26 protein-coding genes and 1 riboswitch are annotated in these 22,686 nt (G+C 48.3%); of the genes, 16 read left to right on the forward strand and 10 right to left on the reverse strand.

Annotation, left to right across the window (positions count from 1 at the left end):
• The first annotated feature begins 146 nt into the window (after positions 1-146).
• On the forward strand, positions 147-980 hold the full coding sequence (locus BAZ21_RS07200; protein ID WP_068498517.1) for a helix-turn-helix domain-containing protein: 834 nt from the start codon (positions 147-149) through the stop codon (positions 978-980).
• 148 nt (positions 981-1,128) lie between these two features.
• Here BAZ21_RS07200 and queF read toward each other — a convergent pair whose 3' ends face one another.
• From queF to BAZ21_RS07230, 6 genes are all read right to left on the reverse strand, one after another.
• Positions 1,129-1,626, reverse strand: coding sequence for a preQ(1) synthase (queF, locus tag BAZ21_RS07205; protein WP_007429143.1), 498 nt, complete (start codon positions 1,624-1,626; stop codon positions 1,129-1,131).
• Positions 1,627-2,065: 439 nt separating this feature from the next.
• Positions 2,066-2,944 carry a 7-carboxy-7-deazaguanine synthase QueE gene (queE, locus tag BAZ21_RS07210; protein ID WP_068498519.1) on the reverse strand — a complete coding sequence of 293 codons (879 nt, stop codon included), beginning with the start codon at positions 2,942-2,944 and terminating at the stop codon, positions 2,066-2,068.
• Positions 2,937-3,428, reverse strand: coding sequence for a 6-carboxytetrahydropterin synthase QueD (gene queD, locus BAZ21_RS07215; RefSeq protein WP_068498521.1), 492 nt, complete (start codon positions 3,426-3,428; stop codon positions 2,937-2,939). The genes queE and queD overlap by 8 nt, the downstream gene beginning before the upstream one ends.
• Positions 3,421-4,104: a 7-cyano-7-deazaguanine synthase QueC gene (queC, locus tag BAZ21_RS07220; protein ID WP_068498524.1), complete on the reverse strand. Its 684-nt coding sequence runs from the start codon at positions 4,102-4,104 to the stop codon at positions 3,421-3,423. Before queC ends, queD begins: the two co-directional genes overlap by 8 nt.
• A gap of 134 nt (positions 4,105-4,238) precedes the next feature.
• Positions 4,239-4,282: riboswitch (PreQ1 riboswitch) on the reverse strand.
• A gap of 86 nt (positions 4,283-4,368) precedes the next feature.
• Entirely contained in the window at positions 4,369-5,073 is a 705-nt protein-coding gene (locus BAZ21_RS07225; RefSeq protein ID WP_068498525.1) for an AIM24 family protein, read from the reverse strand.
• Between the two features lie 39 nt (positions 5,074-5,112).
• Positions 5,113-5,553, reverse strand: a complete 441-nt coding sequence (locus BAZ21_RS07230; RefSeq protein ID WP_068498527.1) for a hypothetical protein — start codon at positions 5,551-5,553, stop codon at positions 5,113-5,115.
• A 311-nt stretch (positions 5,554-5,864) separates the two neighbouring features.
• Here BAZ21_RS07230 and BAZ21_RS28890 point away from each other — a divergent pair, with 311 nt between their 5' ends.
• The 3 genes from BAZ21_RS28890 (at position 5,865) to BAZ21_RS07240 (ending at position 8,061) form a co-directional block, all read left to right on the forward strand.
• On the forward strand, positions 5,865-6,020 hold the full coding sequence (locus BAZ21_RS28890) for a hypothetical protein (protein WP_176718115.1): 156 nt from the start codon (positions 5,865-5,867) through the stop codon (positions 6,018-6,020).
• A gap of 224 nt (positions 6,021-6,244) precedes the next feature.
• A complete protein-coding gene (locus BAZ21_RS07235) occupies positions 6,245-7,012 on the forward strand; it encodes a hypothetical protein (RefSeq protein WP_068498528.1) in 768 nt (255 codons plus the stop codon).
• A 71-nt stretch (positions 7,013-7,083) separates the two neighbouring features.
• Positions 7,084-8,061 carry a helix-turn-helix transcriptional regulator gene (locus tag BAZ21_RS07240; protein WP_068498530.1) on the forward strand — a complete coding sequence of 326 codons (978 nt, stop codon included), beginning with the start codon at positions 7,084-7,086 and terminating at the stop codon, positions 8,059-8,061.
• 46 nt (positions 8,062-8,107) lie between these two features.
• On the opposite strand, the gene BAZ21_RS07245 is transcribed toward BAZ21_RS07240, so the two are convergent.
• The 4 genes from BAZ21_RS07245 to BAZ21_RS07260 all read right to left on the reverse strand — a co-directional run bounded on the left by BAZ21_RS07245 (position 8,108) and on the right by BAZ21_RS07260 (position 12,016).
• Complete coding sequence (locus BAZ21_RS07245; RefSeq protein ID WP_068498532.1) at positions 8,108-8,779, reverse strand: 3'-5' exonuclease; 672 nt, start codon at positions 8,777-8,779, stop codon at positions 8,108-8,110.
• Between the two features lie 197 nt (positions 8,780-8,976).
• Complete coding sequence (locus BAZ21_RS07250) at positions 8,977-10,869, reverse strand: 5'-nucleotidase C-terminal domain-containing protein (RefSeq protein ID WP_068498534.1); 1,893 nt, start codon at positions 10,867-10,869, stop codon at positions 8,977-8,979.
• A gap of 236 nt (positions 10,870-11,105) precedes the next feature.
• Positions 11,106-11,531 (reverse strand): ImmA/IrrE family metallo-endopeptidase, encoded by a 426-nt coding sequence (locus tag BAZ21_RS07255; RefSeq protein WP_068498537.1) that lies wholly within the window; start codon positions 11,529-11,531, stop codon positions 11,106-11,108.
• Positions 11,532-11,542: 11 nt separating this feature from the next.
• Positions 11,543-12,016 (reverse strand): helix-turn-helix domain-containing protein, encoded by a 474-nt coding sequence (locus BAZ21_RS07260; protein WP_068499021.1) that lies wholly within the window; start codon positions 12,014-12,016, stop codon positions 11,543-11,545.
• 278 nt (positions 12,017-12,294) lie between these two features.
• Here BAZ21_RS07260 and BAZ21_RS07265 point away from each other — a divergent pair, with 278 nt between their 5' ends.
• The 12 genes from BAZ21_RS07265 to BAZ21_RS07320 all read left to right on the forward strand — a co-directional run bounded on the left by BAZ21_RS07265 (position 12,295) and on the right by BAZ21_RS07320 (position 22,639).
• Positions 12,295-12,771: an ArpU family phage packaging/lysis transcriptional regulator gene (locus BAZ21_RS07265; protein WP_068498539.1), complete on the forward strand. Its 477-nt coding sequence runs from the start codon at positions 12,295-12,297 to the stop codon at positions 12,769-12,771.
• 553 nt (positions 12,772-13,324) lie between these two features.
• Positions 13,325-14,281: a hypothetical protein gene (locus BAZ21_RS07270; RefSeq protein WP_068498542.1), complete on the forward strand. Its 957-nt coding sequence runs from the start codon at positions 13,325-13,327 to the stop codon at positions 14,279-14,281.
• A 10-nt stretch (positions 14,282-14,291) separates the two neighbouring features.
• Positions 14,292-14,510, forward strand: coding sequence for a hypothetical protein (locus BAZ21_RS07275; protein ID WP_068498544.1), 219 nt, complete (start codon positions 14,292-14,294; stop codon positions 14,508-14,510).
• A gap of 2 nt (positions 14,511-14,512) precedes the next feature.
• Positions 14,513-15,979: a phage tail sheath family protein gene (locus BAZ21_RS07280; RefSeq protein WP_068498546.1), complete on the forward strand. Its 1,467-nt coding sequence runs from the start codon at positions 14,513-14,515 to the stop codon at positions 15,977-15,979.
• A gap of 122 nt (positions 15,980-16,101) precedes the next feature.
• Positions 16,102-16,509: a phage tail tube protein gene (locus tag BAZ21_RS07285; protein WP_007429163.1), complete on the forward strand. Its 408-nt coding sequence runs from the start codon at positions 16,102-16,104 to the stop codon at positions 16,507-16,509.
• A gap of 74 nt (positions 16,510-16,583) precedes the next feature.
• Positions 16,584-17,018, forward strand: a complete 435-nt coding sequence (locus tag BAZ21_RS07290) for a phage tail assembly chaperone (protein WP_007429164.1) — start codon at positions 16,584-16,586, stop codon at positions 17,016-17,018.
• Positions 17,019-17,194: 176 nt separating this feature from the next.
• Positions 17,195-18,967, forward strand: a complete 1,773-nt coding sequence (locus tag BAZ21_RS07295; protein WP_068498548.1) for a hypothetical protein — start codon at positions 17,195-17,197, stop codon at positions 18,965-18,967.
• Between the two features lie 45 nt (positions 18,968-19,012).
• Positions 19,013-19,657 carry a LysM peptidoglycan-binding domain-containing protein gene (locus BAZ21_RS07300; protein ID WP_068499024.1) on the forward strand — a complete coding sequence of 215 codons (645 nt, stop codon included), beginning with the start codon at positions 19,013-19,015 and terminating at the stop codon, positions 19,655-19,657.
• Positions 19,654-20,631, forward strand: coding sequence for an XkdQ/YqbQ family protein (locus BAZ21_RS07305; protein WP_068498549.1), 978 nt, complete (start codon positions 19,654-19,656; stop codon positions 20,629-20,631). The genes BAZ21_RS07300 and BAZ21_RS07305 overlap by 4 nt, the downstream gene beginning before the upstream one ends.
• Complete coding sequence (locus tag BAZ21_RS07310; protein WP_068498551.1) at positions 20,624-21,031, forward strand: hypothetical protein; 408 nt, start codon at positions 20,624-20,626, stop codon at positions 21,029-21,031. The genes BAZ21_RS07305 and BAZ21_RS07310 overlap by 8 nt, the downstream gene beginning before the upstream one ends.
• The gene (locus tag BAZ21_RS07315; RefSeq protein ID WP_068498553.1) at positions 21,024-21,488 is read left to right on the forward strand and encodes a DUF2634 domain-containing protein; all 465 of its coding nucleotides are present in this window, start codon (positions 21,024-21,026) and stop codon (positions 21,486-21,488) included. Before BAZ21_RS07310 ends, BAZ21_RS07315 begins: the two co-directional genes overlap by 8 nt.
• On the forward strand, positions 21,488-22,639 hold the full coding sequence (locus BAZ21_RS07320; RefSeq protein ID WP_068498555.1) for a baseplate J/gp47 family protein: 1,152 nt from the start codon (positions 21,488-21,490) through the stop codon (positions 22,637-22,639). Before BAZ21_RS07315 ends, BAZ21_RS07320 begins: the two co-directional genes overlap by 1 nt.
• Positions 22,640-22,686: the final 47 nt, after the last annotated feature.

Raw genomic sequence — 22,686 nt, forward strand, 5'->3', positions numbered from 1 at the left:
CGAGAGGAACTGCCTTTTTTTGTCTTAGTTGCTGAATAGATTTCAGCTTGTCTGGGCATTTTACTATCGGTATAGTATGAGTATTAGAGTATGTGACTCAATATAAGGTACTGTTGATTACTCATAGCTGGTTGATGAGGTGTCGTATGAAAAAAATATATGAGCATATTGAAATAGACAGAAGAAAAATGATTAACCTCTTTATGTTTCAATCGACAGATACGGAAAGAGTCATCCCCATGCATTTTCACAGCAATATGGAATTAATTTACTGCACAAGTGGAAGTCTCAAGGTGTGGCATGAAGGGAAAATAACCATTTTGATGGAAAAGGATGCACTGTTCATTAATAGCAATGTGCCGCATTCCACACAGAGCATTACGGAGAACCAAGTCGTTGTGCTGCAATTTCCAGACACTTTTTTTGCCAATGAACAAGTAATCATTCAATTAAACACGCAAGAGAAACAAGTTGAAGAACCTATCCTCTCTAAACTAAGAGGGTTGTTTATGGATATATATGAGCTACATATCTCCAAAGGCAAATACGACTACATTTTAGAGCAAAGCCGAATTATTGAACTTAAGTATTTGCTCGTTAATCATTTTAGTCAGGTAACAGACATCCCGCCGAAGGTATTTAGTGAAAAGCAGCGAAAGATCAAGACAATCATGGATTTTATGAAAGAGCATTATACTGAAAATATTAGCTTGGCGAAAACAGCTCGAATTTGCGGTTATTCGGAGGCCTATTTGTCGAGAATGTTTCATGAATATACAGGTCAGACGTTTACGGAGTACAAGCAAATTCTTTGTTTGGAAAAGGCTATCGATTTATTGGAATCAACCAATAAGTCACTTACAGAAATTTCTTACGAGGCCGGGTTTCCCAACGAGAAATCTTTTAGAAAAGCTTTTAAGGAAGTTATGGGTAAAACACCTTATGAATACAAAAAATCAAAATTTGATCTGAGTGTGTAAACGCCACAAGCACGACCGGCATCTTGAGTTCATGCTCTGAAGCCCATCCCTCTCTTCGTAAATACCAAGGGGCTGTCCCTGAGTCATTTTAAGACTTTTACAGGACAGCCCCTTGGTATTTTTATGCTATGTCAGGAGAGCAATGAGCTTAACGGTTGTCCACCGTCTCCGGGTACATATCATGATTCATCATGCGATGTTCGGCCATTTGCTCATATTTGGTTCCTGGTTTGCCGTAGTTGGTATATGGGTCTATGGAGATGCCGCCGCGCGGCGTGAACTTGCCCCACACTTCGATATAACGCGGGTCCATCAGCTTGATCAGGTCATTCATGATGATGTTGACGCAGTCCTCATGGAAATCGCCGTGGTTGCGGAAGCTGAACAGGTACAGCTTGAGGGATTTACTTTCTACCATTTTAATATCAGGAATGTAGCTGATGTAGATGGTTGCAAAATCAGGCTGTCCTGTAATCGGGCACAGGCTGGTGAACTCCGGGCAATTGAACTTTACAAAATAATCGCGGTACGGGTGTTTATTATCAAAGCTTTCGAGAATTGCGGGATCATAAGCAAAGGTGTATTGAGTGCCTTGATTGCCAAGCAGAGTAACGTCGGTCATTTCTTCGGGTTTTCTTCCGGTCATGTTAGGTTAGGCTCCTTAAGATTAGTTTGGTAAAAGGGGTAGGGAGTTATGGTGGTGAAGGTTCGGTTCGGTTAGGTGACGCTCCGCGAAGGATTTGAGCTTCCGATCGCTGTTGAAATGGGATTCTTTCTGATAGTTGAAAGATGTATAGGTTAGAATCCCATTTCAAAGGCGAACGCTAACGCTTCTCCAGCTTCAAATCCTCCGCTCCGCTGCCGACCGCCGTCAACACCATAAAGTCCCTACTCGTTTATATGTGGGGTGGGGCAGAAGTGAATAGTGTTCGCTCCTTATATTTAAGGAGCGTCATTTTGTGAGAAACCCCGTCCTCACGGACGAGGGTTTCTCTTGATTTATAAGATGTCGGAGGTGTACTTTGACGAATTTGGCGTGTCTGTGTATCACATACAGCCCATACGGAATATATTGCATGTAAATGTTATACGCCGCGTTTGTTGCCCCATACAAGGGTGTGGAGCTGCGGGAGTATTCTTACGTCATTTAGCCGGGAATCGTCCATGACACGGTCGATAAGCCATTCATAACGATGCAATAGGGATTCCGCAATCTGTTCCGTGTTCTCGGTGTTCACATCTGGGTTACCGGTCTGGAGGAACAGTGGTACATGTGGATAGCGCTCGTGAACGGTGCGTGCATATGCTAGATCTGTATCATCGAATATGACGACCTTCAAGCTGCATGCTCCATGGTAGAATTTCGCTGATTCATTAACGGCTTCCTCTGTGCATGCTGCGGTTGAGACGTGTGTTGCGGACCTGGACTCTCCGACCGTCTTCCAATCAGTCCTCTTCCGATTCGACAGACGGGCGACGATATCATCCAGCACATCCCAGTTGGTCGTCATGCCGGAGCTGGGTGGCTTGGGGGATAAGGTTACCTCGTCGATATCGTACAGCCAATCCTGCCAACGAGAGCCTTGGGTTTCGACAGCGGTGGCAATGCCTTGACTGCGCAGCAGGGTGACCAGCTCCCCGAGCTGTGGCAGCAGGGCAGGGTTGCCTCCCGAAAGGGTCACATGCGAAAACCGTTCGCCGCCGATGGCCTTCAGCTCCTGCCAAATGTCAGCGGCACTCAGACGACGGATTTGATCCTTGGCGCTGCCGTCCCAGGTAAAGGCGGAATCGCACCATGAGCAATGGTAATCGCAGCCTGCGGTGCGAACAAACATCGTTTTGCGCCCAATGACCATACCCTCGCCCTGAACGGTGGGACCAAACACCTCCAGTACGGGGATGGGAGCTGTTCGGGTCACACGAGAGGGCGTTGTTGTTTGGTGAGCTGTCACCGTATTATTCATCCAGCATCCACTCCCGTCGGAATTCGGCATAGCTGGTAGGTGTCTCAAACAGCCGCACAAATTCGGTACGTCCACCCTCCACACGGGAACGGTATGCATCCGAGGTCAGGGCGGACTCCATTTGCTCAAAGATCCAGACGACCATATTTTCCGCAGTGGTATTCATCGGGGGCAGGGTCTCATTCAGGTAACGGTGATCCAGATATGGCTCGATTCGTTCTTTCCAGATCGTCTTGATATCGCCAAAATCCATCGTCAGACCCGTCTCGTCCGGTATGCCGCTTATGCCAAAAACGACAATATAGGTATGTCCGTGCAGATTTTTGCATTTGCCTTCATAGCAGTGCAAATGATGTGCTGCATCAAACGTAAATTGTTTGCTGACCAGTACGCGTTTGTGGTGATAGCGCAGCTGAGCGTGTTCAATGTCTGTCCCGAACTGCTGGAGCTTGTCGACAATATGAAAGGTACCCGGCTCACGCATGGCCTTCAGCTCCTTGGGACGAAGTTCCGCGAACCGCGAGATACTGCTCCAGCCCGGCGCGGCGAAGCTTGCAGGCAGGGCATTCGCCACAGCCATCGCCAATGACGCCGTTATAGCATGTTAGTGTACGGGTTCTTACAAATTCAAAAGCTTCCAGCTCATCGGCCATTTTCCAGGTTTCAGCCTTATTCAACCACATGAGCGGAGTATGAATCACAAAGGGATAGTCCATCGAAAGGTTGAGTGTGACGTTCAGCGATTTGATAAAAGAATCCCGGCAATCAGGATAACCACTGAAATCCGTCTCGCAAACGCCAGTAATGATGTGGCGCGCTCCTTTTTGCTTGGCGAGCACTGCCGCGAAGCTCAGGAACAGCAGGTTGCGACCGTCTACGAATGTACTAGGCAGTTCGCCTTCCTCTTGCGTAATGTCAATGTCGGTGCGTGTGAGGGCATTAGGGGCTAGTTGATTGAGCAGGCTCATATCCAGCACCGTTTGTGGAACACCCAGCTTGTGAGCAATTCCTGCGGCTACTTCGATTTCCTGCTTGTGACGTTGACCGTAATCGAATGTCACGGTTTCTACTGCGGCAAAATGCTTTTTCGCCCAAAATAAACAGGTGGTACTGTCTTGACCGCCGCTGAATACGACGACCGCTTTTTCGTTTGCAAACATAAAAAAACCTCTCGATCTTCTTGGAATGGTGTAAGACACAGCGTCTTGTCACTTGGAAGAAGGAGAGTTCTTGAACCGACTTCAACAAAAAACAGGCCTTGCCCCGCGAGTTCATTTTTCATACGGAGGACAAAGCATCGTTAGTTTTTTATAGAGGGAGTTCGCGAACCTCTCCCATGCATGATGCATGGATTTTCTTCATTATAATGCCGACCACGTGGACAGCTGCTATACAGATAGCATTGCCATTATAGCATGGCAGGGCTATTTGATAAACACTCCGCCAAAGGGAATAACTTCCCTTAAAAATCGTTTGATCACGCCATCGTCGTTCATGTCCTGCTGGAGACGTCGATGATGCTCCCCGGCGTGAAAAAGCACGGTACCCTGTCCAGTCATTTTAAAATGATAGTTCATATGCTGGCTGGCCAGATGGTTGCCGTACACGGTCAGCTCCAGCTTGGCGTTTTCGGGATAGGCGATGACGCTGCTCGCATCGACATATATCGGCTCTGTCGGGTGAAGCTGCTCCTGGCATACCAAACCCTGAGTCAAAAGACCAATTTGACCCACACCGTCAAATTTCATTTTAATAACATCGCGGCTGAACAGCATGTTTTTCATGCTCAGCAGCTTGGTACGCATATGGATTCCAGAGCTGTACCAGAACAGGTTGCGAAAATCGTATAGCAGATCATCGCCTCCTTCAAGCTCAATCATTTTGAGGCTAAAGCCGGGCGGAAGTGCGGCAATCAGACGACAAGCCCCTGTAAAATCGGCCTGAATCAGCTTGTGCTTACGGTATATGCCTTTGATATTCATCAGCTTGTCACTGCGACCTGAGCTGGGGCCACGGTAAGCGATAATTTGCTGCGGATGCAGAACATGCAGCTTTTCCCCTTCCGCCAAATTGAGCGTTACAACCGAACCGACGCTTTCATCATGGTATTGTCCTGCTTGTATGTCCATTCAGACGTTTCTTCCTTTCAGGCAGTTAGCATCTAGTATCTAGTATCTTCCCGAACGTCGACGCATCCCGTAACGCAACAGGCGGATACCTATAAAATAACCAGCCAGCAGGATTACAGCCGTGATCAAAAGCACTTTGTTTCGGTGTGAAGCTTGATCGCGCTGGGTTTGAAGATTTTTCAGCTCAGTAACCGTGTCGGTCAGCTTGCGATTTTGCTCCAGCAGTTGGGCATTTTGCTCTTGATAGGCCTCTATACTGCTGCGGGCCTTTTGCAGTTCTTCCTGAGTCTGTCGGTAGCCTTCCTTGAGCTGATATACATCGCCGGGCAGCCGGGAAAATTGCTCAAAGCCTTGATATACATCGTCCCAATAGGCAGCATATGCTCCGGGCACATGAGTTGCCCCAAAAATAAACAGAAGTGCTATAACAGCATAGACAACACGGCGGTAGAAAGCAATGCGACAAGTTTGTCGTGCCAAGAGATGTTCCCCCTTCTGATACACCAAGATGTTAGATGGTACACATCATTACCCATATCTCATGGATACGTACAATATAATGATTAGGATGCAGATTTTAGAATAAACGGACGATAATTACGGGAAAAAGATTTTCATAAAAAGTCGATATATAAGTTTAAGTGTACCTCAAAACGGGTATATCAAGGAAGCATCCGCATTCCAGCATTTTTCCCGCCGAGTGTACCCGAAACCTTCAATAAATGATCGCGCTTAAAACGAATATCAGAACTGAAAATATAGGAAGAAAGATATAGAAGGAGAAATGAAAGATGAACAAGAGAGAGCAAGATTATAAAATTCTAAAAATCACGGTCAATGGAAAACCATTATCGAAAGAACTCATAGTGGATAGCACTACTTTTGCACCTATATCCGACATTTGCACAAAAACGAACGTTTCATTAACAGAAACTCCAAATTCATAAGTTTGTAATATGGAACCAGCCTATAATGTAGTCCGGCATAAGTCGGGCTATTTTTGCGTTTTTATGCAATTTTAATGGGTTAAATTGTTATTTTTCGAAGCAGGTCCCCTTTCATAAAGATTACCATGTATAATTTTCACAAGCAAACGTACGTTCCCTGACAATATAGTGTCAGATAACACTGTTAATTTAGAGTTACATGTTCTTTTAGGGGGAAATTACCAGTGGTAAAGTCAATGGCTAATGTAACATACACATGGGACAAAGAGTCTATATCTGCGAGTGGGGCCGAACGAGTAAATCTACTGATAGAATGGGGCTATGGAGCTATCCGTAAAAGAAAAGGGAACCTAGTACCGAAAACAGTGGGATGTGACCTCCAACTCCGGTTCATTCCAGAAAACGGGGTAAGTCTACTAAAAGTCGAAGGAGTGAGACTCGGTTTCAAACGCTCAGAAGACGGAGATTGCATGTTGATTCACTGCGGAGATGTACGGCGGGGAAAATATAGACAGGCTGTTTTGACGTTCTCTATACCGGCTCACTCATCTGGAAGACATACCATTGGATTGATGGAGTGGAGCTGGCGCAAGCCATCTCAGGAAAAGCGAACGCTGATCCGGACGGACCAGATATACATCAATTACACGCATCATCTGGGTCTGCTGAGCGTTCCACCCCATCCAATGGTGGAAAAATACATAAAGCTGAATGAGACGTCTATGACTGTAAAAAAGGCATTGCGTATGTACGAGAAAGGTGAGCATGAGCGAGGTGCGTTTATTCTTAACAGACAAGCAGACGAATTACTAATACGTGCATCAAGAGCCGATGATATGGATTACATGAAGGAAGCTGAATTACTTCTAGCCATACGTAATAAATGGGATGAGACTTTTGTATCATTTGCTTCATGTGGTTCTAAAGACCTATTTAATCAATCTATATCGGCAGAAAATGTTTCGTTTAACGAAACTAATACTTTGGAATAGGTAATTATGCTAGTTTGTTTGTGTAACGTAGTGAGTCTAATTTACTATCTTTTTGTAAAGGAGAGACTTCCTTGACTGATCGTTTAATACGTTTAATGCGGATTATAACTATTGTTCAGGCCAATCCGGGGATATTGGCAAGAGAGCTTGCGGAACGTTGTGAAACATCAGAACGTACCATCTACCGAGATATGGAGGCGCTAAGTGCTATGCATATTCCAATTTCGAATATGGGGCATGGCAAAGGGTACATTTTTATAAGCAATTTTGCTTTGTATCCTCTGAATTGGACGGAAGAAGAGGCAGAGGCTTTTGGCAAGCTGGGAGATATTATGGAAACGGTGAAGCCTCTTTTGCCGCCGGCTTTTGAAAGTGCTTATGAGAAGGTGATGGCCTCTAGTCAGAAAAAAAAGATAGACCAGACGAGCTTCGCGCAGGAAATGAAAAATATCATCCGGCTCGGCTCGACACTTGATCGGGAAAACCAGCCCTATCTGCTCAGGCTGATCGTTTTGGCAAGTCTTACGCAGCAGACCATTGAAGCGGAATACAGCTCGCCTCAAAATGAAGATGTGTCATTAGTTCAGGTAGATCCTTATTGTTTGGTGCCGCAGGATCGGCGGTTTTATATGCTTGGTTTTTGTCACAAGCAATCCGCCATGAGAACCTTTCGGATCAGCCGCTTTCGGAATATGAGAATTTTGCCGTATACGTTTCAAAAAAATACGACAGAGATGGAAACGTTTTTTAAAGGGACCTGGTCGGTTACCAAAGGAAATCAAAACATTCGCTTTGTGGTGCGATTTTCTGCCGAATCTGTATATCGGGTCAAGGAAGAGGAATTGTTCATCAAGCCTTTGCTCAAGGATTTGCCGGATGGAAGCTTGTTGTTTGAGGTGACGGTCAATCATGACCGTGAATTTCTGGATTGGCTCACCTCGTATGGAGCGGAGGCCGAGATTCTGGAGCCTTTGCGGTACCGCAAGCGAATGCAGGAAATGCTGCGGGCCTGGGGAACATTTTATTTCGATAAAAAGGCAGGAAATTAAGAATAACAGGGGGAGATCCCCCGGAACAGGCCGGGGAGCTATCCGCTTAATGGTCCTTGAACAGGTTGGCGAGATTGCCAAATGGACTGTAATGCTCCTGTTCTTCCTCCGGTGAGGAGTATACGAGCTTTGAGCCTCGGTTTTCCTCATCGTCAGCAGCGTTATTTACTAACGTAATACGATCAAAAAGGTGCATAAAAACCTGAGCGGTATTTATGGCATCATCCAGTGCACGGTGCTGCTGACCGTCAAAGTCAATGTGGCACAATTCCAACGCCTGAGACAGACTCAACTGACGATATTTGCCGCCTGAGCCAAACAGACGGGAGATTTGCTTCTGTATATCATTCGTATTATGAATCCATCCAAGATCTACATGATGGGTACGACAATGGGATACCAGCTTTTGACGGTCATCCGGTCCCCATGCACACAAAAAATAGGGTGAATCCGTACCGAGCCAGGCAACAAATTGCTCCACAGCTTCGGGAAAGAGTGGGGCGGCATCAATATCTCGTTGAGTAATGCCCGTGAACTGAACGGTATCCGTAGACAGTACAGGTCGATTTGAGGGTCTTACAAAACTGTGAAACGTATCTGCAACGTATAGACCATCGTCTCCCTGCACGACCTTGACAGCACCGATATCAATGATTTCAGAGGAATATCTGGCGTTACGGCTAACGGTAAATTCAAGATCATAAATAATGTATTGCATATTTGGACTCCTTCCACACACCTGACTGGTCCCGATAGATACCGGGATGAATGTTCTCTGCCCAAATGGCTCTTCTCCATCATACCTCTCGGTCCACAACTTGTCAGCGGTTAAAAGGTTCGCTTTTAAAAAAAATATGCGATGTCCAAATGAGCCTGGACTATCGCATACTTCTAATCTTCTGACAAACTATTGAATTAGGCCGGGAGGTTCAACTTTTGCCCGGGATAAATGCGGTGCGGATTTTTCAACTTGTTGAGCTTTTGAAGCTGTTGCCAGGTGGTACCGTATTTGCGGGAAATGTCATATAACGTGTCCCCGGATTTCACAACATACACATGGCTATTTGCAGCTTGGGCAGAAGCTGATGCTTGCTGTGGCTTGGCTGTTGGAGTCTTTGCTGGTGCCGGCTTCGCTGGTACTGGTTTGGCAGCCGGAGTAGAGACAGCTTGTGGTTTTTCCTGCACAGGTGCTGGTGTTGCAGTTGGCGTAGGCTGTGTGGCAGGGACGGAGACATTCCCGTCTGCCTTGGCTTCTTGAATACGGCCGTCTGCTTGTACTTTCAGGCTGGTGGAGCCAATCTTTTGCATATAGCGGATTAATGCCTCGTCCAGCGATCCGAACATACCTGCCTGCGGATATTTAGCAAACATCGTATATTGGTCACCGCCTACAGCAGTAAAGTCATTGGTGGCCAATGTGTACGTCGCCTCAGGATCAAGCGCCTTGCCGCCGATCAGAACGGAATGAACGCGGCTTCCTTTGGCTGCTGATGTGTCTATTTTAAACGAAATGCCTGATACCTGCGGGAAACCTCCACTTGGCTCCGGATAGGAGGCTGTGCCATTCTCAAGTGCTGCCTGGATGTCAGAGCCTTTCACCTTCAGGGTAACAATCTGGTTTCCGAAAGGCAGCACGGTGATGATGTCTCCCTTGGTTACTGTTCCTGCCTTAATGGAAGCCCGGATGCCGCCTCCGTTGGTTAAAGCCACGTCTGCACCCGAAACGTCACGCATGGCATCGGTGAGCAGGTCGCCAAGATTGGTTTCACCCGCACGTACCTTTTCGCGTGCTCCTTCCAGATCCACACTCGTTTGCGTTACAACCTGTTTAAGAATAGGTTCCTGATCCTTCTGAACGGAAGCGATCAATGCAGCAATTTCAGCGTTGGGCTGAACGTCGGTAGCCTGAGTCGAGTCGATCAGCTTGGCTTGCTTTTGGGTAACCTTACCACCATCGACCCATAGATCCACCACACCCAGATACTTGGTGTATTCACCTGCGCTGGCGATCAACGTACCGTTGTCACCGACCAGACCCTTTTCGAGTACAGTATGGCTGTGTCCATCGATGAAAATATCAATGCCGGGCACTTCTTTAACGACCTTGAGGCTGGTGTCCTTGCTGGATGCATCCTGTCCCAAATGACCAAGAACCACGACGACATCCACTTTGCTGCGGATTTCGTCTACAGCTGCTTTGGCTTCAGCCGCAGGATCGGTGAACTGAATTCCCTCTACATTTTTGGGATTGGTCTTATAGGCTGTTTCAGGCGTAGTCAGACCGATAATGCCGATTTTAACGCCATCCACTTCCTTTATAACATACGGTTTGAACAAACGTGTTCCGTCCGTTTGCTTAATGTTGGCGCTCAGCACGGGGAATTGAATCTCCTTGCTTAGCTCAACCAGATGCTTCCAGCCGTAATTAAACTCATGGTTGCCCGGAACCATTGCATCATAGCGCAGCTTGTTGATCACTTTCACGATACTCTCACCGTTGACCAAAGTAGCGAAGGTCGTTCCATGAACGGTATCCCCGTCATCCAGCAGCAACGTATTGGGATTGGAAGCACGATACTGGTCGATGATGCCCGCCAGCTTGGCGAAGCCCATTTCCTTGTCGTTTGCGACCACGTGGGCATGGGTATCATTCGTATGTAGGATGGTGATGTGCTTGCCGCTGACTGGAGTAGCAGCCGTATTCGCTACTCCTGCATTGGCTGCCGGCTCCGCTGCTGCTGTACCAAGACATCCGAACAGAAGCACGGCGGTCGTCAAGAGTGACGAGACTTTTTTCCATGAATTCATGTTGTTCCTTCAACCTCCCATAAAATGAATGAATTAGAGCAACCGCTTACGTCCATATTTTATCAGATGATTGTAAAAATAACTTCTATTTTATATTAAAGCACTAAGATTTTTTGATATTTCGGTTGTTAAAGCCGTCGTTAAATTTCCTATATTGAAGAGGAAGCAATAAACAGTAACTAGATTTGAGGATCGGGAATCGAATTATGTAAAAATCTAAACCATCGAAATAGGAACTAGCGTTCTGTCTTATGGTCAAAAAAAAGAGCAGTCTCTTTGGGGAGTCCAATCCGGGGCAAATAGTGCTCCAGCGTTTCGTCAGCCAGTGGAGGTTTTCCCTCACTCAGCAAAAGCACGGCAAAACGGTTGGCCTGCTGTTCAAATTTGCCTGGGGAAAAGTAGGAATGCTCCTCTATAAAAAAGCGGCTAATGCCTTTATGCAGTCGGTCATGCCCCAATTCGTGCGCACAAACAAACCGTTTCCATTCCGGTGTAAGGCCATCGTGGATGACGATAAATTTTCTGCGCAGCTTGTGGTAATACAGCCCTTTGGTTGTGGAACCCAGATCGCAATAACGGATATGGATACCCAGCGCTTTTGCAATATCAAAGGGGCAGTTGGTACGGTATTTTCGGACGAGTTTGTGAATGAGTTCTTTCATACGATCACCTGCTATCCTTGATCTTTGCCCGCCCGGGGCTCTTGGGGCTTCTTGTGCTTGTTCATTTGCTTGGCTTCCCAGAACAGACCTGTTAACACATCCTTGATCCGTTGACGGTCAGTCTCATCCAGCGGAATGCCGTCGAACATTAATTCGTCGTCTTCCTCCAGCATTTTTTTGAAATCCCGGCGGTCCTTGGAGGTTGCCCAATCCGGCACAGTAGAACGATAAGGTTCGTGTGAATGCTGCTCTACTGAATCGTCGTCTCCCCAATAGCCGGCGACTTTCATCATTTCGGTGTAGGATATGCCGAGTGCGTCCGCTATTTTGCGGAGGGTAGAGGGCTTGGGGACTCCGCGCACCCCGTTTTCAATGCGGGAAATTTGTGAATTGCTAATGCCTGCGGCATCTGCCAATTGGTTGATGCTCCATTGCTTTTGCTCACGCTGCTGCTTTAAGTAGGTTCCGAATGCTGGCTGTTCCACAAAGGAGGCTCCCTTCTGCAATAGAATCATAGATTGGTTCCATTATACCATTAGGTAAAGAGCAAAAGCACGTAATATGCCAAAAGGCATAGAAAAATAAAGCGAACATCCTGTTTTTGGGATCATACCGCTTTTTTTGACGATGGATAGAAATTCTAAATAATGCTATGTTATACTCAAGATGCGAACAAAATACGAACAAAATGTAAACAAAGAAGCTGTGATCGCTAAAAATTACATCATTGTCAAAAGGCATAAGATAAGGAGTGCTGCTGTACATGAAAAATAACTTACCCGAATTGGATCGTCGCAAAACGCAGACTGCATTGGAGGGCGTGTTTGAAAAGTACCGGATTTATAAAACGATAACCTTTATGGACCGGGAAAGCTTTATCACGGCTGGCTATACGGATCGACCGAACGGCCCAACGAATGTGACCAGCGATCCAACGGCCCGAACAGCCGTATATAATGTAGATGCTCCAGCGGCCCGCCTGGCCTATTGCGAAATGGTAGATGCTGTAGTCAGTCGCTTGAATGAACGCGAACAGCTGCTCATCCGTGAGCGTTATTTAAAGGATGACGATGTGTTTGATTACAAGGTTTACAATTATGTACTGGACCCGCCGGTCAGCAAGGATACGTATACGAAGCTTCGCACACGTGCTTTTTACAAAATGGCGCTTGCGCTGGCAGACCAAGGCGTTTTGAATCTGGCAGGCTTGCAGAAGGGCGCGGATCGAAAACTGGGTTAGTCTAAATCGTACAGCTCCTCGAAAAGGCTCTGACTTCCTGATATTCGGGGGTCATAGCCTTAATTCCATTAACTTGGACAGCAGGGAGTATGAAACACAACGTCGAATAAGAATGTCGACCAAGAAGCTGGTATGGATTCTGGTTTTCATATAAAGGATGCTCTTATCCAAAATGAAGTGATCGCAAACGACCGTCAATTGAAGAGAACTATGTAAATGATCGCCTTTTTAGAGGGCGGTTATTTTTTTTGAGCAGCATCAATAATGGAATTAAACGCAGCTTCGATAATAGGAACGCACGTTCTCTAAATACCGCCTAACTTCATCCCTAGTCTCTGCTTTTATCGTCCAGTTCTCCGGCAACGCATTCGTTATTAGGGTGTAAGATTATATCATCGGGAATCAAGACAAGAGAACATACCGAAGACACACACAGTCAAACGTTAGCCGGCCAATAAGGCCGGTTTCTTTATGCGGTGATCGTCTCTGTTGATTCCCGGGAATTCGTTGTACAGAAAGGAGGAGTCGTGTTGCCTAAGCAAGGGATGCTGCAATGCATGAGTATGAGGCTGCGCCGGCTGAGAACACGAAATTGGAAAAAGGTATGGCTAGGCAGCCACAACATGCGAGTGCAGGCTGCGCGAAGGCGGCATGCTGCAGGATGAGACAAGCCTTTAAGCAAAAGCTCATTGAGATTGTTCCGGCGCTGCAAGGGCGTGTATACGATGTTCAGCCACCGTCGCAGACGGCAGAGGAGCCGTATGCCGTTATGGCGCTGGGCGAGGAAATCTGGAAGTCTTCCTGGGCCGGCTACCGGCAGGTTGTCCGCATCAAGCTGTACGCAGGACAAGCCGGGCTGGCGCAGGCCGATGTATGGGCGAATGCCCTGATTGCCGGGCTGCACCGGGAACCAGTGACAGGCCAAGGTGAGGACACGTCAGCTTTTACCCCGCACTATTTGGGCGTGCGAGATGCGGAGAAGCTGGACACCGTCACGGGCAAGGCCTATAGAACGCTGCGCTTTGGCGTGTATGTGCCTGAAACGGCAGGGAGCTCAAGTAGCGCCGCACAGCCGGATGAATGGCTGGCAGCCCTGACCCGCTGGACACAAAAGCAACTGGGCGAGACGTGGTCGGTATACGCCGATGCATGGCCCGCACAGCCGGGACGGCACGCGGTTTTATGGCGTCTGAGCGGCTGCGAGACCCGGATGGCGGGAGCTTCCATGTATGAGCTCCGCAAACGGTTCATCGGACATATCATTGCTCCAGACAGCGCTGAAGAGAACCGCGCAGCCTCCGCGCTGGTCGAGGGCTTTGCGACTCAAATCCAGCTTCCACTGGATCAGGACAAGGGGCGTTATATGTCTACGGACGAAGCTTCGGCCGATTTACAGGCGGATGCAATTTTAGACGGTCAGCTCCGGCTGACGCTGGTACAGCGACGTATGCGTCCGGCTGAGGAAGCGGCGTTGATTCGCAGAGTGGAAATTCATCCTGTTTTGAAATGAGGTGGTCTGAGTGACCTTTGAAAAAAATGAGAAGGCCCCGGTACATGCCGGGCAGGAAGCAAGCAGCCCTCGCTATACGCTGGAGGAGCTTAAGGAACACGCGGAACCATTGTTTTCCGTGAAAGAAGAAGTGCTGGCAGGTGCCTTTCTTGGTGAACAGGACAAGCTGTTCACGGTAGCAGAAGCACACACTAAAATCGAACAATTTATGAAAGCGAAGGTGGACTAATTATGGCAGGCGGAACATGGGAAAACACGAATAAACCGGTATTACCGGGTTTGTATATGAACTTTCAGGCAGCAGCAGCTTCAGCGATTCAAGGTGGATCACGCGGTACGGTCGTTGTACCCGTCAAGGCAAATTGGGGTCCTGTACGTGAGTTTGTAGAGATTGGCAGCGAAACGGCCATTAACCAAATCTTCTCCGGCGACAGTGAGGATGGTGCGACAGCCTATTCCACACTGTATCTGGCTCTGCTGGGCGGTCCGAAAAAACTGCTCGCTTACCGATTGGCAGATGATACGGCTGCTGCAGCAGCCGTAACGCTGAAAAGCGGTGGCGCGACACCAACGGATGTGCTGCGCTTGCAGGCGTTGTACACAGGTAGCCGCGGTAATGGTTTTGCTGTAACTGTACAGCCTACTTTGGGTGACGAGCAGGCGCATGAAGTGCGCCTTTATGAAGGAACCAAGCTGCTGGGTACGTACAAAGGCAGTGACGGAACGGCTGCTTCGATTGCCGAAGCCATCAACAAAAACAGCGAAAACGTATGGGTGAAAGCCGAGGTTGTCGGCAATGGCGGCATTCCGGCGGATGTCAGTGGCGTTCATTTGACAGGCGGCAACAGCGGCAATAGCAAGCTGGTTAATGCCGATTACATCGCCATGCAGGAAGCGCTTGAAGGACAGGAATTTAATGTGCTGGCGCTGGATTATGCAGCCGATATGGCATTACTGCAAAGCTTTGCCGCCTGGATCAAGCGTGTCCGGGGCGAAGGCAAAGGCGTAATTGCTGTATTCGGCGGTTCTGCGGCAGATGATGTGTCCAAAACGGCTGTCAGCGTGGCCTCACAGCGTTCCCTGGCGCTGAACCATGAAGGCGTCGTGAACGTCGGTACGGGCGTGCGTCTGGCAGGTACGGACTATAGCTCCGCTCAAACGGCTGCCTATGTAGCCGGACTGATCGCAGGCCAACGTCTGAATCAATCCGCGACGTATGCGGTTACGCCTTTTGAGGACGTGACCCGCCGCTGGACACGTTCCGAGCAGGAGCAGGCTGTCCGTAACGGGGTCTTCCTGTTGTTCTTCGACGGCCGTCAGGTCAAAGCGTTGCGCGGAATCAACAGCTTGGTGAACCCGGCTGCCGGTCAAAACAATGCATGGAAGAAAATCCGCTCCATCCGCGTCATGGACGCGATTAACGCTGACTTGCAGCGTGCAGCCGAGGAGACCTACATTGGCAAAATCAACAACACAGTGGAAGGTCGTCTGGCCCTCATCGGTGCGATCAAGGAATACCTGGCACAGCTGTCTTTGAGCAACGTCATCGAAGCGGATGGCTATGATGTCATTCTCGATCCGGCATACTACGGCGATGCTCCAATGATTAAACCGGAACCGGATCAAGTGTTCCTGCAATGGAACGTGAAGCTGACCGACGTGATGGAGCAGCTGTTCGGCACATTTTACGTGCAATAAATAGGCATTTTACGTGCATAAGCATTGTGCGGCAATTCAGCAGGGCTGAATTCGTTTTTTTACAGCAAGGATTTTGGTAAATCCCAAACTATATTATGGATTATTTTGAGGAGGAAAAAGAAATGTTGGATGCTTCAAGAGTTATTTTAGGTACGTATGGTCAGGCGCATGTGGACGGGGTGTGGCAGACGAATATCAATAAGCTGGAAGCCAGCGTGGAAATGGAAAAACGCGAGCTGAATCTCGTGGGCAATGAGTGGAAGGTGCACAAGCGCGGTATTAAAAAAGGGACGGGCACAATGAGCGGCTACAAGGTTACGTCTGATATGATTCGTCGTGGTTTTAACCGTTTTGAGATTATTACCAAACTGGATGATCCTGAAGCCTTTGGACATGAAAGTATTCGTCTTATCCGTTGCACTCCTGACAAAATCCAGCTTGCCAACTGGACAGCAGGCGAGGAAGTGCAGGAAGAAACAACCTTCACCTTCGAAGGCTATGAGCTGCTTGATCCGATTGTAGCGAACTAATTAAAAAACGGGGGATGGGGTGCTGTCAGGCATTCCGTTCCCCAATACAAATTAAAAATAAGGGAGAATGACTTATGAGCTTGAATGAAAATATGACAGAAGAACAAATTTTGGACAGCCTGTTTGAAGCCGCTGAAAAACTTCCAGAGGAAACGGTTCGCATCAAGCGTCTCGATATGAAAATTGTGCTGCACGGTCTGACCTCCAGCAAAGTAGACAGCATTCGTGAACGTTGTACGATTCGGCGGACCGTGAAGGGTGCAGTGGATGAGAAGGTAGATACCGAGACCTTTAATGCCCTGCTGATCTCGGAAGCTACCGGCAAGCTGGAAGTGAAGGGCTTGTCTCTTAACGGCTGGGGCGACCCCCGGATTACAAGCCGGTTGAAGCTGTCTGGTGGCGAACAATCTGTCCGTCGTATGCTGCTGGCGGGTGAACTGGATGCGGTAGGAGATAAAGTGCTGGAGCTGTCCGGCTTTGGTGTTGAGATTGCTGATCTAAAAAACTAATCGGCTCCGGGGGAATGACGACGATGCTGTACCACTTGTGGGTCCGGCACCACCTCCGCCCCGGAGACTTTTGGCGGCTTCCCCGCGGCGAGCGTATGCTGCTGCTGGCGTTTGCCGAGCAGGAAATGGACAGCATGGCAGCTTCAAAAGCATAAACAAGGAGGTGAACATGATAGATGGCAGAAGCATTAAATTACCGCATGAACCTTGTGATTGATCCCAAAAATGTCATTAAGGCGAACCGCGAATTACGCGCAATGGAACGCTATTTTGAGCGGATTCAAGGGCGTGTTCTGAAAATCGGCCGTACCCGCATGGCCCCGGAAATCGTGCTGAACGATATGGCCTCCAAGGGCCTGGATAATCTGTTGAACAAGATTAACCGGGTCAAATCCCAGATTATTAACGCCTCGGGGAATGTAAATGTAAAGGTAAACTCCCAATCTGGCTCAGGCTCCCCGAAGACTGATAACAATCCAAGTATCGTTTTGCTAAGCACTGCGGTGCAATTGAATACTATTGCAGTGAATGCGAATACAGCAGCTATTGCGGATTTAAGTACTAAGCTAGGCTCTGTGACGCCAGCCGCAGAGAAAAAAGAAGAGCCTAAGGATGCATTAACTCAAATAAAAGATTTTCTTGGTAATGTTAAAAAAGTTGGTGAAGGAGTAAAAAGCATATCTGAAGTTCCTGAAGCATTTAAAAAATTTAATACTGATTTAGGTACCCTAAAGGGACCGCTTCAGGGAACTACCCGAACAGAAAAATTTAAAGATTTTGCTAAAAAGGCATTTGAGGTAGGTAAATCTGGGGGTGAATTTTTTGAAAAAGTTGGAGGAGGTTCAGATTTAATTGAAGGTGGACAGGGACTATTTGATCAGGCTAAAAGCTGGGGGATGATAAATCCAAGTGAAGCTGCTGGTGTAGTACCTAGCGCTGCAAGTTCGAGTGCTGCGGCAGATGCAGCCTCAAGTATTATCAGACCAAGTAGCGTTGCTGGTGCAGCTGAGGAAGCCGGGTCAGGCTTGTTCAAAAACCTTTTAAAAGGTGGCGCGAAAAAGCTGTTGGGACCTTTAAGCTATGGAATGGATATTATGAATATCGCGCAGGCTACTTCCGGTAAAGAACGTGCAGAAGCTATTGGTTCTACTGTTGGCGGGACCGCTGGTTCTGCGATAGGTGGAGCTATAGGCTCATTTTTGCTGCCGGGTATTGGTACTGTGGTTGGCTCTACACTTGGGGGGATGGCGGGAGACTTTGTTGGAGGTAAAATTGGTGGATTAGTCTCAGATTATGGTCCAGCGATTATGGATAAAGCAAAGTCCGCTGGTAAATTTCTTGGAGAAAAGGCTTCACAGGTCAAAGGCTGGATTTCGGATAAGGCTGGAGACTTTGGTAAAGGTTTTTCTGATTTCTTTTCTTTTGGTAAAAAAGATGAACCTAAGAAAGAGCCAGCTAAGCCACCTGAAGTTCCTAAACCTGCAATCCCACCTCAGTCGACTATAGGTGCGTCTCTTAAGCCATTAGCAACTATGCCGCCTTTATATAGTGCAGCCGCATACGTGCCTCCGCAACCAGGTGCAAAAGGCGCTCCTAGTCCTTATGGACCGATGCTTGTCGCTAACCAGGGTGTAAATCCAAGCCCACTGCTAAATACTGCGGCTCATGCGAACAATGGAGCCAAAGCTAAAGGCAAAGCCAATGGCAATCCGACACCTCAAGTGGTACAGATCAGTCCTGAGCAAATGGGAACCCTTTCTGGCTTCTTGAAGGATTTTAAAACGGAAACCACCAACCAGTTCAATCTTCCTGCCGGGGCTGTACAGGTCACTGTGCATGAAAACAAGCTGGATGTGGATGGACTTATTACACAAATTGGCTACCGTCTCAAAGCTGAAATTTTGCGGGCAACGCAGAACACCAAGCCTGCGGGCGCTGGAGCTGTGTAATGCAGAGGATGTTAGCGATGGGAAAGGAGGTTATACATGGGGATTATGGAATTTAGTTTGATGGATGGCAAGGGGAAAAAGTTTGTTTTTCCGGTGAATCCCGAGGAAGTGACGATTTCACGGCAAAAGGGGTTTGATACGACCACGATTTTATCCTATGGGGAGTTTGATTTTCCGCAAGGAGAGAAGGTGAAGGAAATCTCCTTCTCTTCTTTTTTTCCACAAGAATACAATCCATCGTATTGCACATATGAGGATATTCCTGATCCGCAGGAGGCCATGAACACGCTGAATGGTTTTTTGTTGTCTCAAAAGCCGCTGCGCTTCATTATTACCGGGACATCCGTAAATGTGCCTGTAATTGTAGCCTCTCATAATACGACCTTTCGTGGAGGGGAATATGGGGATGTGAATTTTGATCTTTCGCTGCGGACCTGGAGGGAAATGAAGGTATCCAAAAAAGCTGGCGCCACGGGTAGTAAGGCTGCTGCGGTCAACAAAAAGCCTCGCACAGATATGAAAGAAAAGAAAAAAACATATACGGTTAAATCCGGGGATTCCCTGTCCAAAATTGCCAAGCTGGAGCTGGGGGACAGCTCGCAGTGGACTCGTATTTATCAGCTTAACAAAAAGGTCATTGGACAAAATCCGAATGCGATTAAACCGGGGCAAAAGCTGGTGCTGTCATGAGCTATAAAGTCATTTTACAGGATAAATATGATTTATCGCCGCTGGTGGAAAATATTAATCTGAGGGATTCTCTGGAGCAAATCGCTTATCAGGGCACGGTTAATCTGGTCGTTACGTCCGATATGCCTGCCATTTCTCCAGGGATGTCGATCCGGGTTAGCGGGATTCCGTATGGCAAAAAAGACTATGTTCCCTTGCTGTCACCAGCGGTGATCTGGGAAGTGGAAACCTCCAACAGCGGGCTTAAGCGTATGACGCTAACATTATATGACCGTACTGTGTATTTGGACAAATCGGAGGATGAATATTTACTCCCTGCCAAGCAGACGGCTACTCAGCGTTTTCAGAAGTATGCGAGGGATTGGAAGCTGAAAATTGCATCATTGCCAAATACGAAAAAGCAGCTCGGACGTGCAGTATACCGGACTCAGTCCATTTATTCTATGATGCTGGGAGATCTGCGCGAAACGGCAAAGGCGGGCGGCAAGCTATATCATCCACGCATGATTTCTTCCGGCTTGGAGCTGTACGAGCTGGGAACGAACAAAGATGTGTATGCTCTGGAGAGAGTGACCGATACAACACAGTCCCGTACGCTGGAAGGCGCGGCCACCAGAGTAAAGGTGCTGGCTACGGCGGCCAGTGAAACGGGCAATGAGGTTCCTTCCAAGGTGATGGCGCTTGAGGAAAAGGACATTGCCAAATATGGGACACTTCAGGTCATTGTGCAGGATGACGAAGTGAAGTCCGGTGCAGCGGCACGTGAGCTGGCTAAAAGCAAGCTGAGAGGCATACAGCAAACAATATCCGTGAATGCGCCGGACATGAACACGATTCGAGCAGGAGATGCAGTGATGCTCGGTTCCATGAAGCTGCTGGTGATTTCAGTGAGCAGGGAATTAGGGAATCCCGGCAGCATGTCGCTGGAGCTCGGAACGTATGACGATGTAAAAAGGAGGTTTTATCTTGAATAAGGACCCCTACGGGCATTTGGTCACCGCTCTGCAATCCTCATTTCACAAGCATACCAAGCAAGCGCTGAGCGGAGTAGGCGCGGTGCTGGGCACGATTACCTCCACCGGACTTAAGCTGGACGATTTTAAACATGAGCTTCAGGATTATCTGGTTGCTGAGCTGCCGGGATTGCTGTCTGTCCCCCGTCATATGTATAAAGGGACCTCGACCTCGGTGGAATCGGAGAATTGGGAGGGCAAAGAGCTGAAAACTTCCTTTTACATCGGGGAGGACGAGCTGGAAGATGTGAATCTGAGCCTGAATGAAGGACTTAAGCCCGGAGATCGTGTACTGGCAATTCGGGTGAATAGCGGTAACGATGTAGTTGTCGTATGCAAGGTGGTGAGTGGACGTGGCTAATCTATTTCCAGAAACAGATGATATGATCTGGACAGACGCAGATATGACCGACCCGGATGTGCTGGAGGATAACCGTGCAGTATTTGGACGAAGCTGGCGGTTTGATTTTGAAGCCGGGGAGTTTGTCATGAGCCCTAGTCGTAAAATCGTGGCTACAGATGAAAAAGAAGCCTGGGTGCAGTGGTGTGAAAAAGCCATTCGTACCCCTCGCTACCGTCATGTGATCTATTCCCCTGACTATGGCAGCGAGCTGGAGGAGCTGATTGGCAACAGCTATGGGCGCGGCGTGCAGGAAAGCGAAATTAAACGCATGGTCACGGAAGCGCTGCTGGCAGATGCCCGAACGGCTAGTGTGGATCAGTTCACATTTCGCTGGGAAGGTGAGGCATGCCATTTTAGCTGCCAGATTACGAATGTGCGGGATGAAACGGAAATTGTGGAAAGTGTGGTGATCTAATGGCAGACTTGCCGGAATATTTGGTAGACCAGACGGAAGAGGAAATTTTAAATCGGATGCTGGAAAAAGTGCCTTCGGACATTGATAAGTCCGAGGGCTCTTTTATTTGGGATGCGCAGGCTCCGGTCGCGTTTATGCTATCCGAAGCGGCAATCTGGGCGCAGGAGCTGCTGCGACGCGGTTTTGCCAGCACGGCAGCCAGCGACAACCCGGATTTTCGCTCGCCGGAGCTGGATTTGCGAACAGCAGAGCATGGAGTGACACGGCGAGAAGCGGTTGCCGCTTCAGGTACAGTCACGTTTACAGGCACAGCGGGAACGACCGTCCCGGCAGGAACTATAGTAGCGACGCCGGCAGATGATGTATCCGGGGAAGCTTCTATTGAGTATGCGACCACAACAGCGGTTACGCTGGATGAACAGGGGACAGGAACTGCGGCCATTCGGGCGATTAATCCCGGACGCAGCGGTAACGTGCCTGCGGGTGTCATCCAGGTGATGGCGACCCCGATTAGCGGGATTTCCTCCGTGATCAATATGGAGGAAACGAAAAGCGGCACAGACATTGAGAGCGACCAGCTGTTGCTGGAGCGTTTTTATGCCAAGGTGCGAAACCAGGGCACGAGCGGTAACAAGGCGCAGTATACGCAGTGGGCGAATGAAATTGCCGGAGTCGGAGGTGTGGAGGTTGTTCCACTCTGGAAAGGGCCAGGAACAGTGGGTTTATATGTGCTGGACACAGACAAACGGGCTGCCAGCCCGGATATCGTCGCTGCGGTGCAGAAGTACATTGATCCGACGCAGGATGGACAAGGAGAAGGGCTGGCACCAGCGGGTCCTGTGGTGACGATCATGCCAGCGCAAGAAGTGGACATTAACATCTCCGTCAAGGTACAGCGTACCAAGGAAAAACCGTCCACACTGGATGAAATCAAAAAGCTGATCGAAAGCGGAGTGCGGACTTATTTGAAGCAGCTTGCTTTTTATAAGGAAGACCCGTTGGTTCGCTATACCCGGATTTCTGCTGTTTTGCTGGACATTCCGATCATTATTGATTTCTCTGAACTGAAAATCAATGGACAGAGCAATCAGAACATTGAGATTGGAACAGGTCAGGTGGCAGTACTGGGGACGGTGAGTGTGAGTGAGTAACACAAACGATAATAATACTTTTGTCAACCGGGTAGCGGTATCAGCGG

This window comes from Paenibacillus kribbensis (assembly GCF_001705305.1).
Classification (GTDB): Bacteria; Bacillota; Bacilli; order Paenibacillales; family Paenibacillaceae; genus Paenibacillus; species Paenibacillus kribbensis_B.

What these genes read in the sequence shown, in the direction of transcription:
- BAZ21_RS07200 (WP_068498517.1), top strand. Translation starts at nt 147, where the DNA reads ATGAAAAAAATATATGAGCATATTGAAATAGACAGAAGAAAAATGATT.
- queC (WP_068498524.1), bottom strand. Translation starts at nt 4,104, where the DNA reads ATGTTTGCAAACGAAAAAGCGGTCGTCGTATTCAGCGGCGGTCAAGAC.
- BAZ21_RS07305 (WP_068498549.1), top strand. Translation starts at nt 19,654, where the DNA reads ATGAGCTATAAAGTCATTTTACAGGATAAATATGATTTATCGCCGCTG.
- BAZ21_RS07250 (WP_068498534.1), bottom strand. Translation starts at nt 10,869, where the DNA reads ATGAATTCATGGAAAAAAGTCTCGTCACTCTTGACGACCGCCGTGCTT.
- queF (WP_007429143.1), bottom strand. Translation starts at nt 1,626, where the DNA reads ATGACCGGAAGAAAACCCGAAGAAATGACCGACGTTACTCTGCTTGGC.
- queD (WP_068498521.1), bottom strand. Translation starts at nt 3,428, where the DNA reads ATGCGTGAGCCGGGTACCTTTCATATTGTCGACAAGCTCCAGCAGTTC.
- BAZ21_RS07320 (WP_068498555.1), top strand. Translation starts at nt 21,488, where the DNA reads ATGGCAGACTTGCCGGAATATTTGGTAGACCAGACGGAAGAGGAAATT.
- queE (WP_068498519.1), bottom strand. Translation starts at nt 2,944, where the DNA reads ATGAATAATACGGTGACAGCTCACCAAACAACAACGCCCTCTCGTGTG.
- BAZ21_RS07300 (WP_068499024.1), top strand. Translation starts at nt 19,013, where the DNA reads ATGGAATTTAGTTTGATGGATGGCAAGGGGAAAAAGTTTGTTTTTCCG.
- BAZ21_RS28890 (WP_176718115.1), top strand. Translation starts at nt 5,865, where the DNA reads ATGAACAAGAGAGAGCAAGATTATAAAATTCTAAAAATCACGGTCAAT.
- BAZ21_RS07265 (WP_068498539.1), top strand. Translation starts at nt 12,295, where the DNA reads ATGAAAAATAACTTACCCGAATTGGATCGTCGCAAAACGCAGACTGCA.
- BAZ21_RS07225 (WP_068498525.1), bottom strand. Translation starts at nt 5,073, where the DNA reads ATGGACATACAAGCAGGACAATACCATGATGAAAGCGTCGGTTCGGTT.
- BAZ21_RS07290 (WP_007429164.1), top strand. Translation starts at nt 16,584, where the DNA reads ATGAGCTTGAATGAAAATATGACAGAAGAACAAATTTTGGACAGCCTG.
- BAZ21_RS07295 (WP_068498548.1), top strand. Translation starts at nt 17,195, where the DNA reads ATGGCAGAAGCATTAAATTACCGCATGAACCTTGTGATTGATCCCAAA.
- BAZ21_RS07255 (WP_068498537.1), bottom strand. Translation starts at nt 11,531, where the DNA reads ATGAAAGAACTCATTCACAAACTCGTCCGAAAATACCGTACCAACTGC.
- BAZ21_RS07270 (WP_068498542.1), top strand. Translation starts at nt 13,325, where the DNA reads ATGCATGAGTATGAGGCTGCGCCGGCTGAGAACACGAAATTGGAAAAA.
- BAZ21_RS07245 (WP_068498532.1), bottom strand. Translation starts at nt 8,779, where the DNA reads ATGCAATACATTATTTATGATCTTGAATTTACCGTTAGCCGTAACGCC.
- BAZ21_RS07285 (WP_007429163.1), top strand. Translation starts at nt 16,102, where the DNA reads ATGTTGGATGCTTCAAGAGTTATTTTAGGTACGTATGGTCAGGCGCAT.
- BAZ21_RS07280 (WP_068498546.1), top strand. Translation starts at nt 14,513, where the DNA reads ATGGCAGGCGGAACATGGGAAAACACGAATAAACCGGTATTACCGGGT.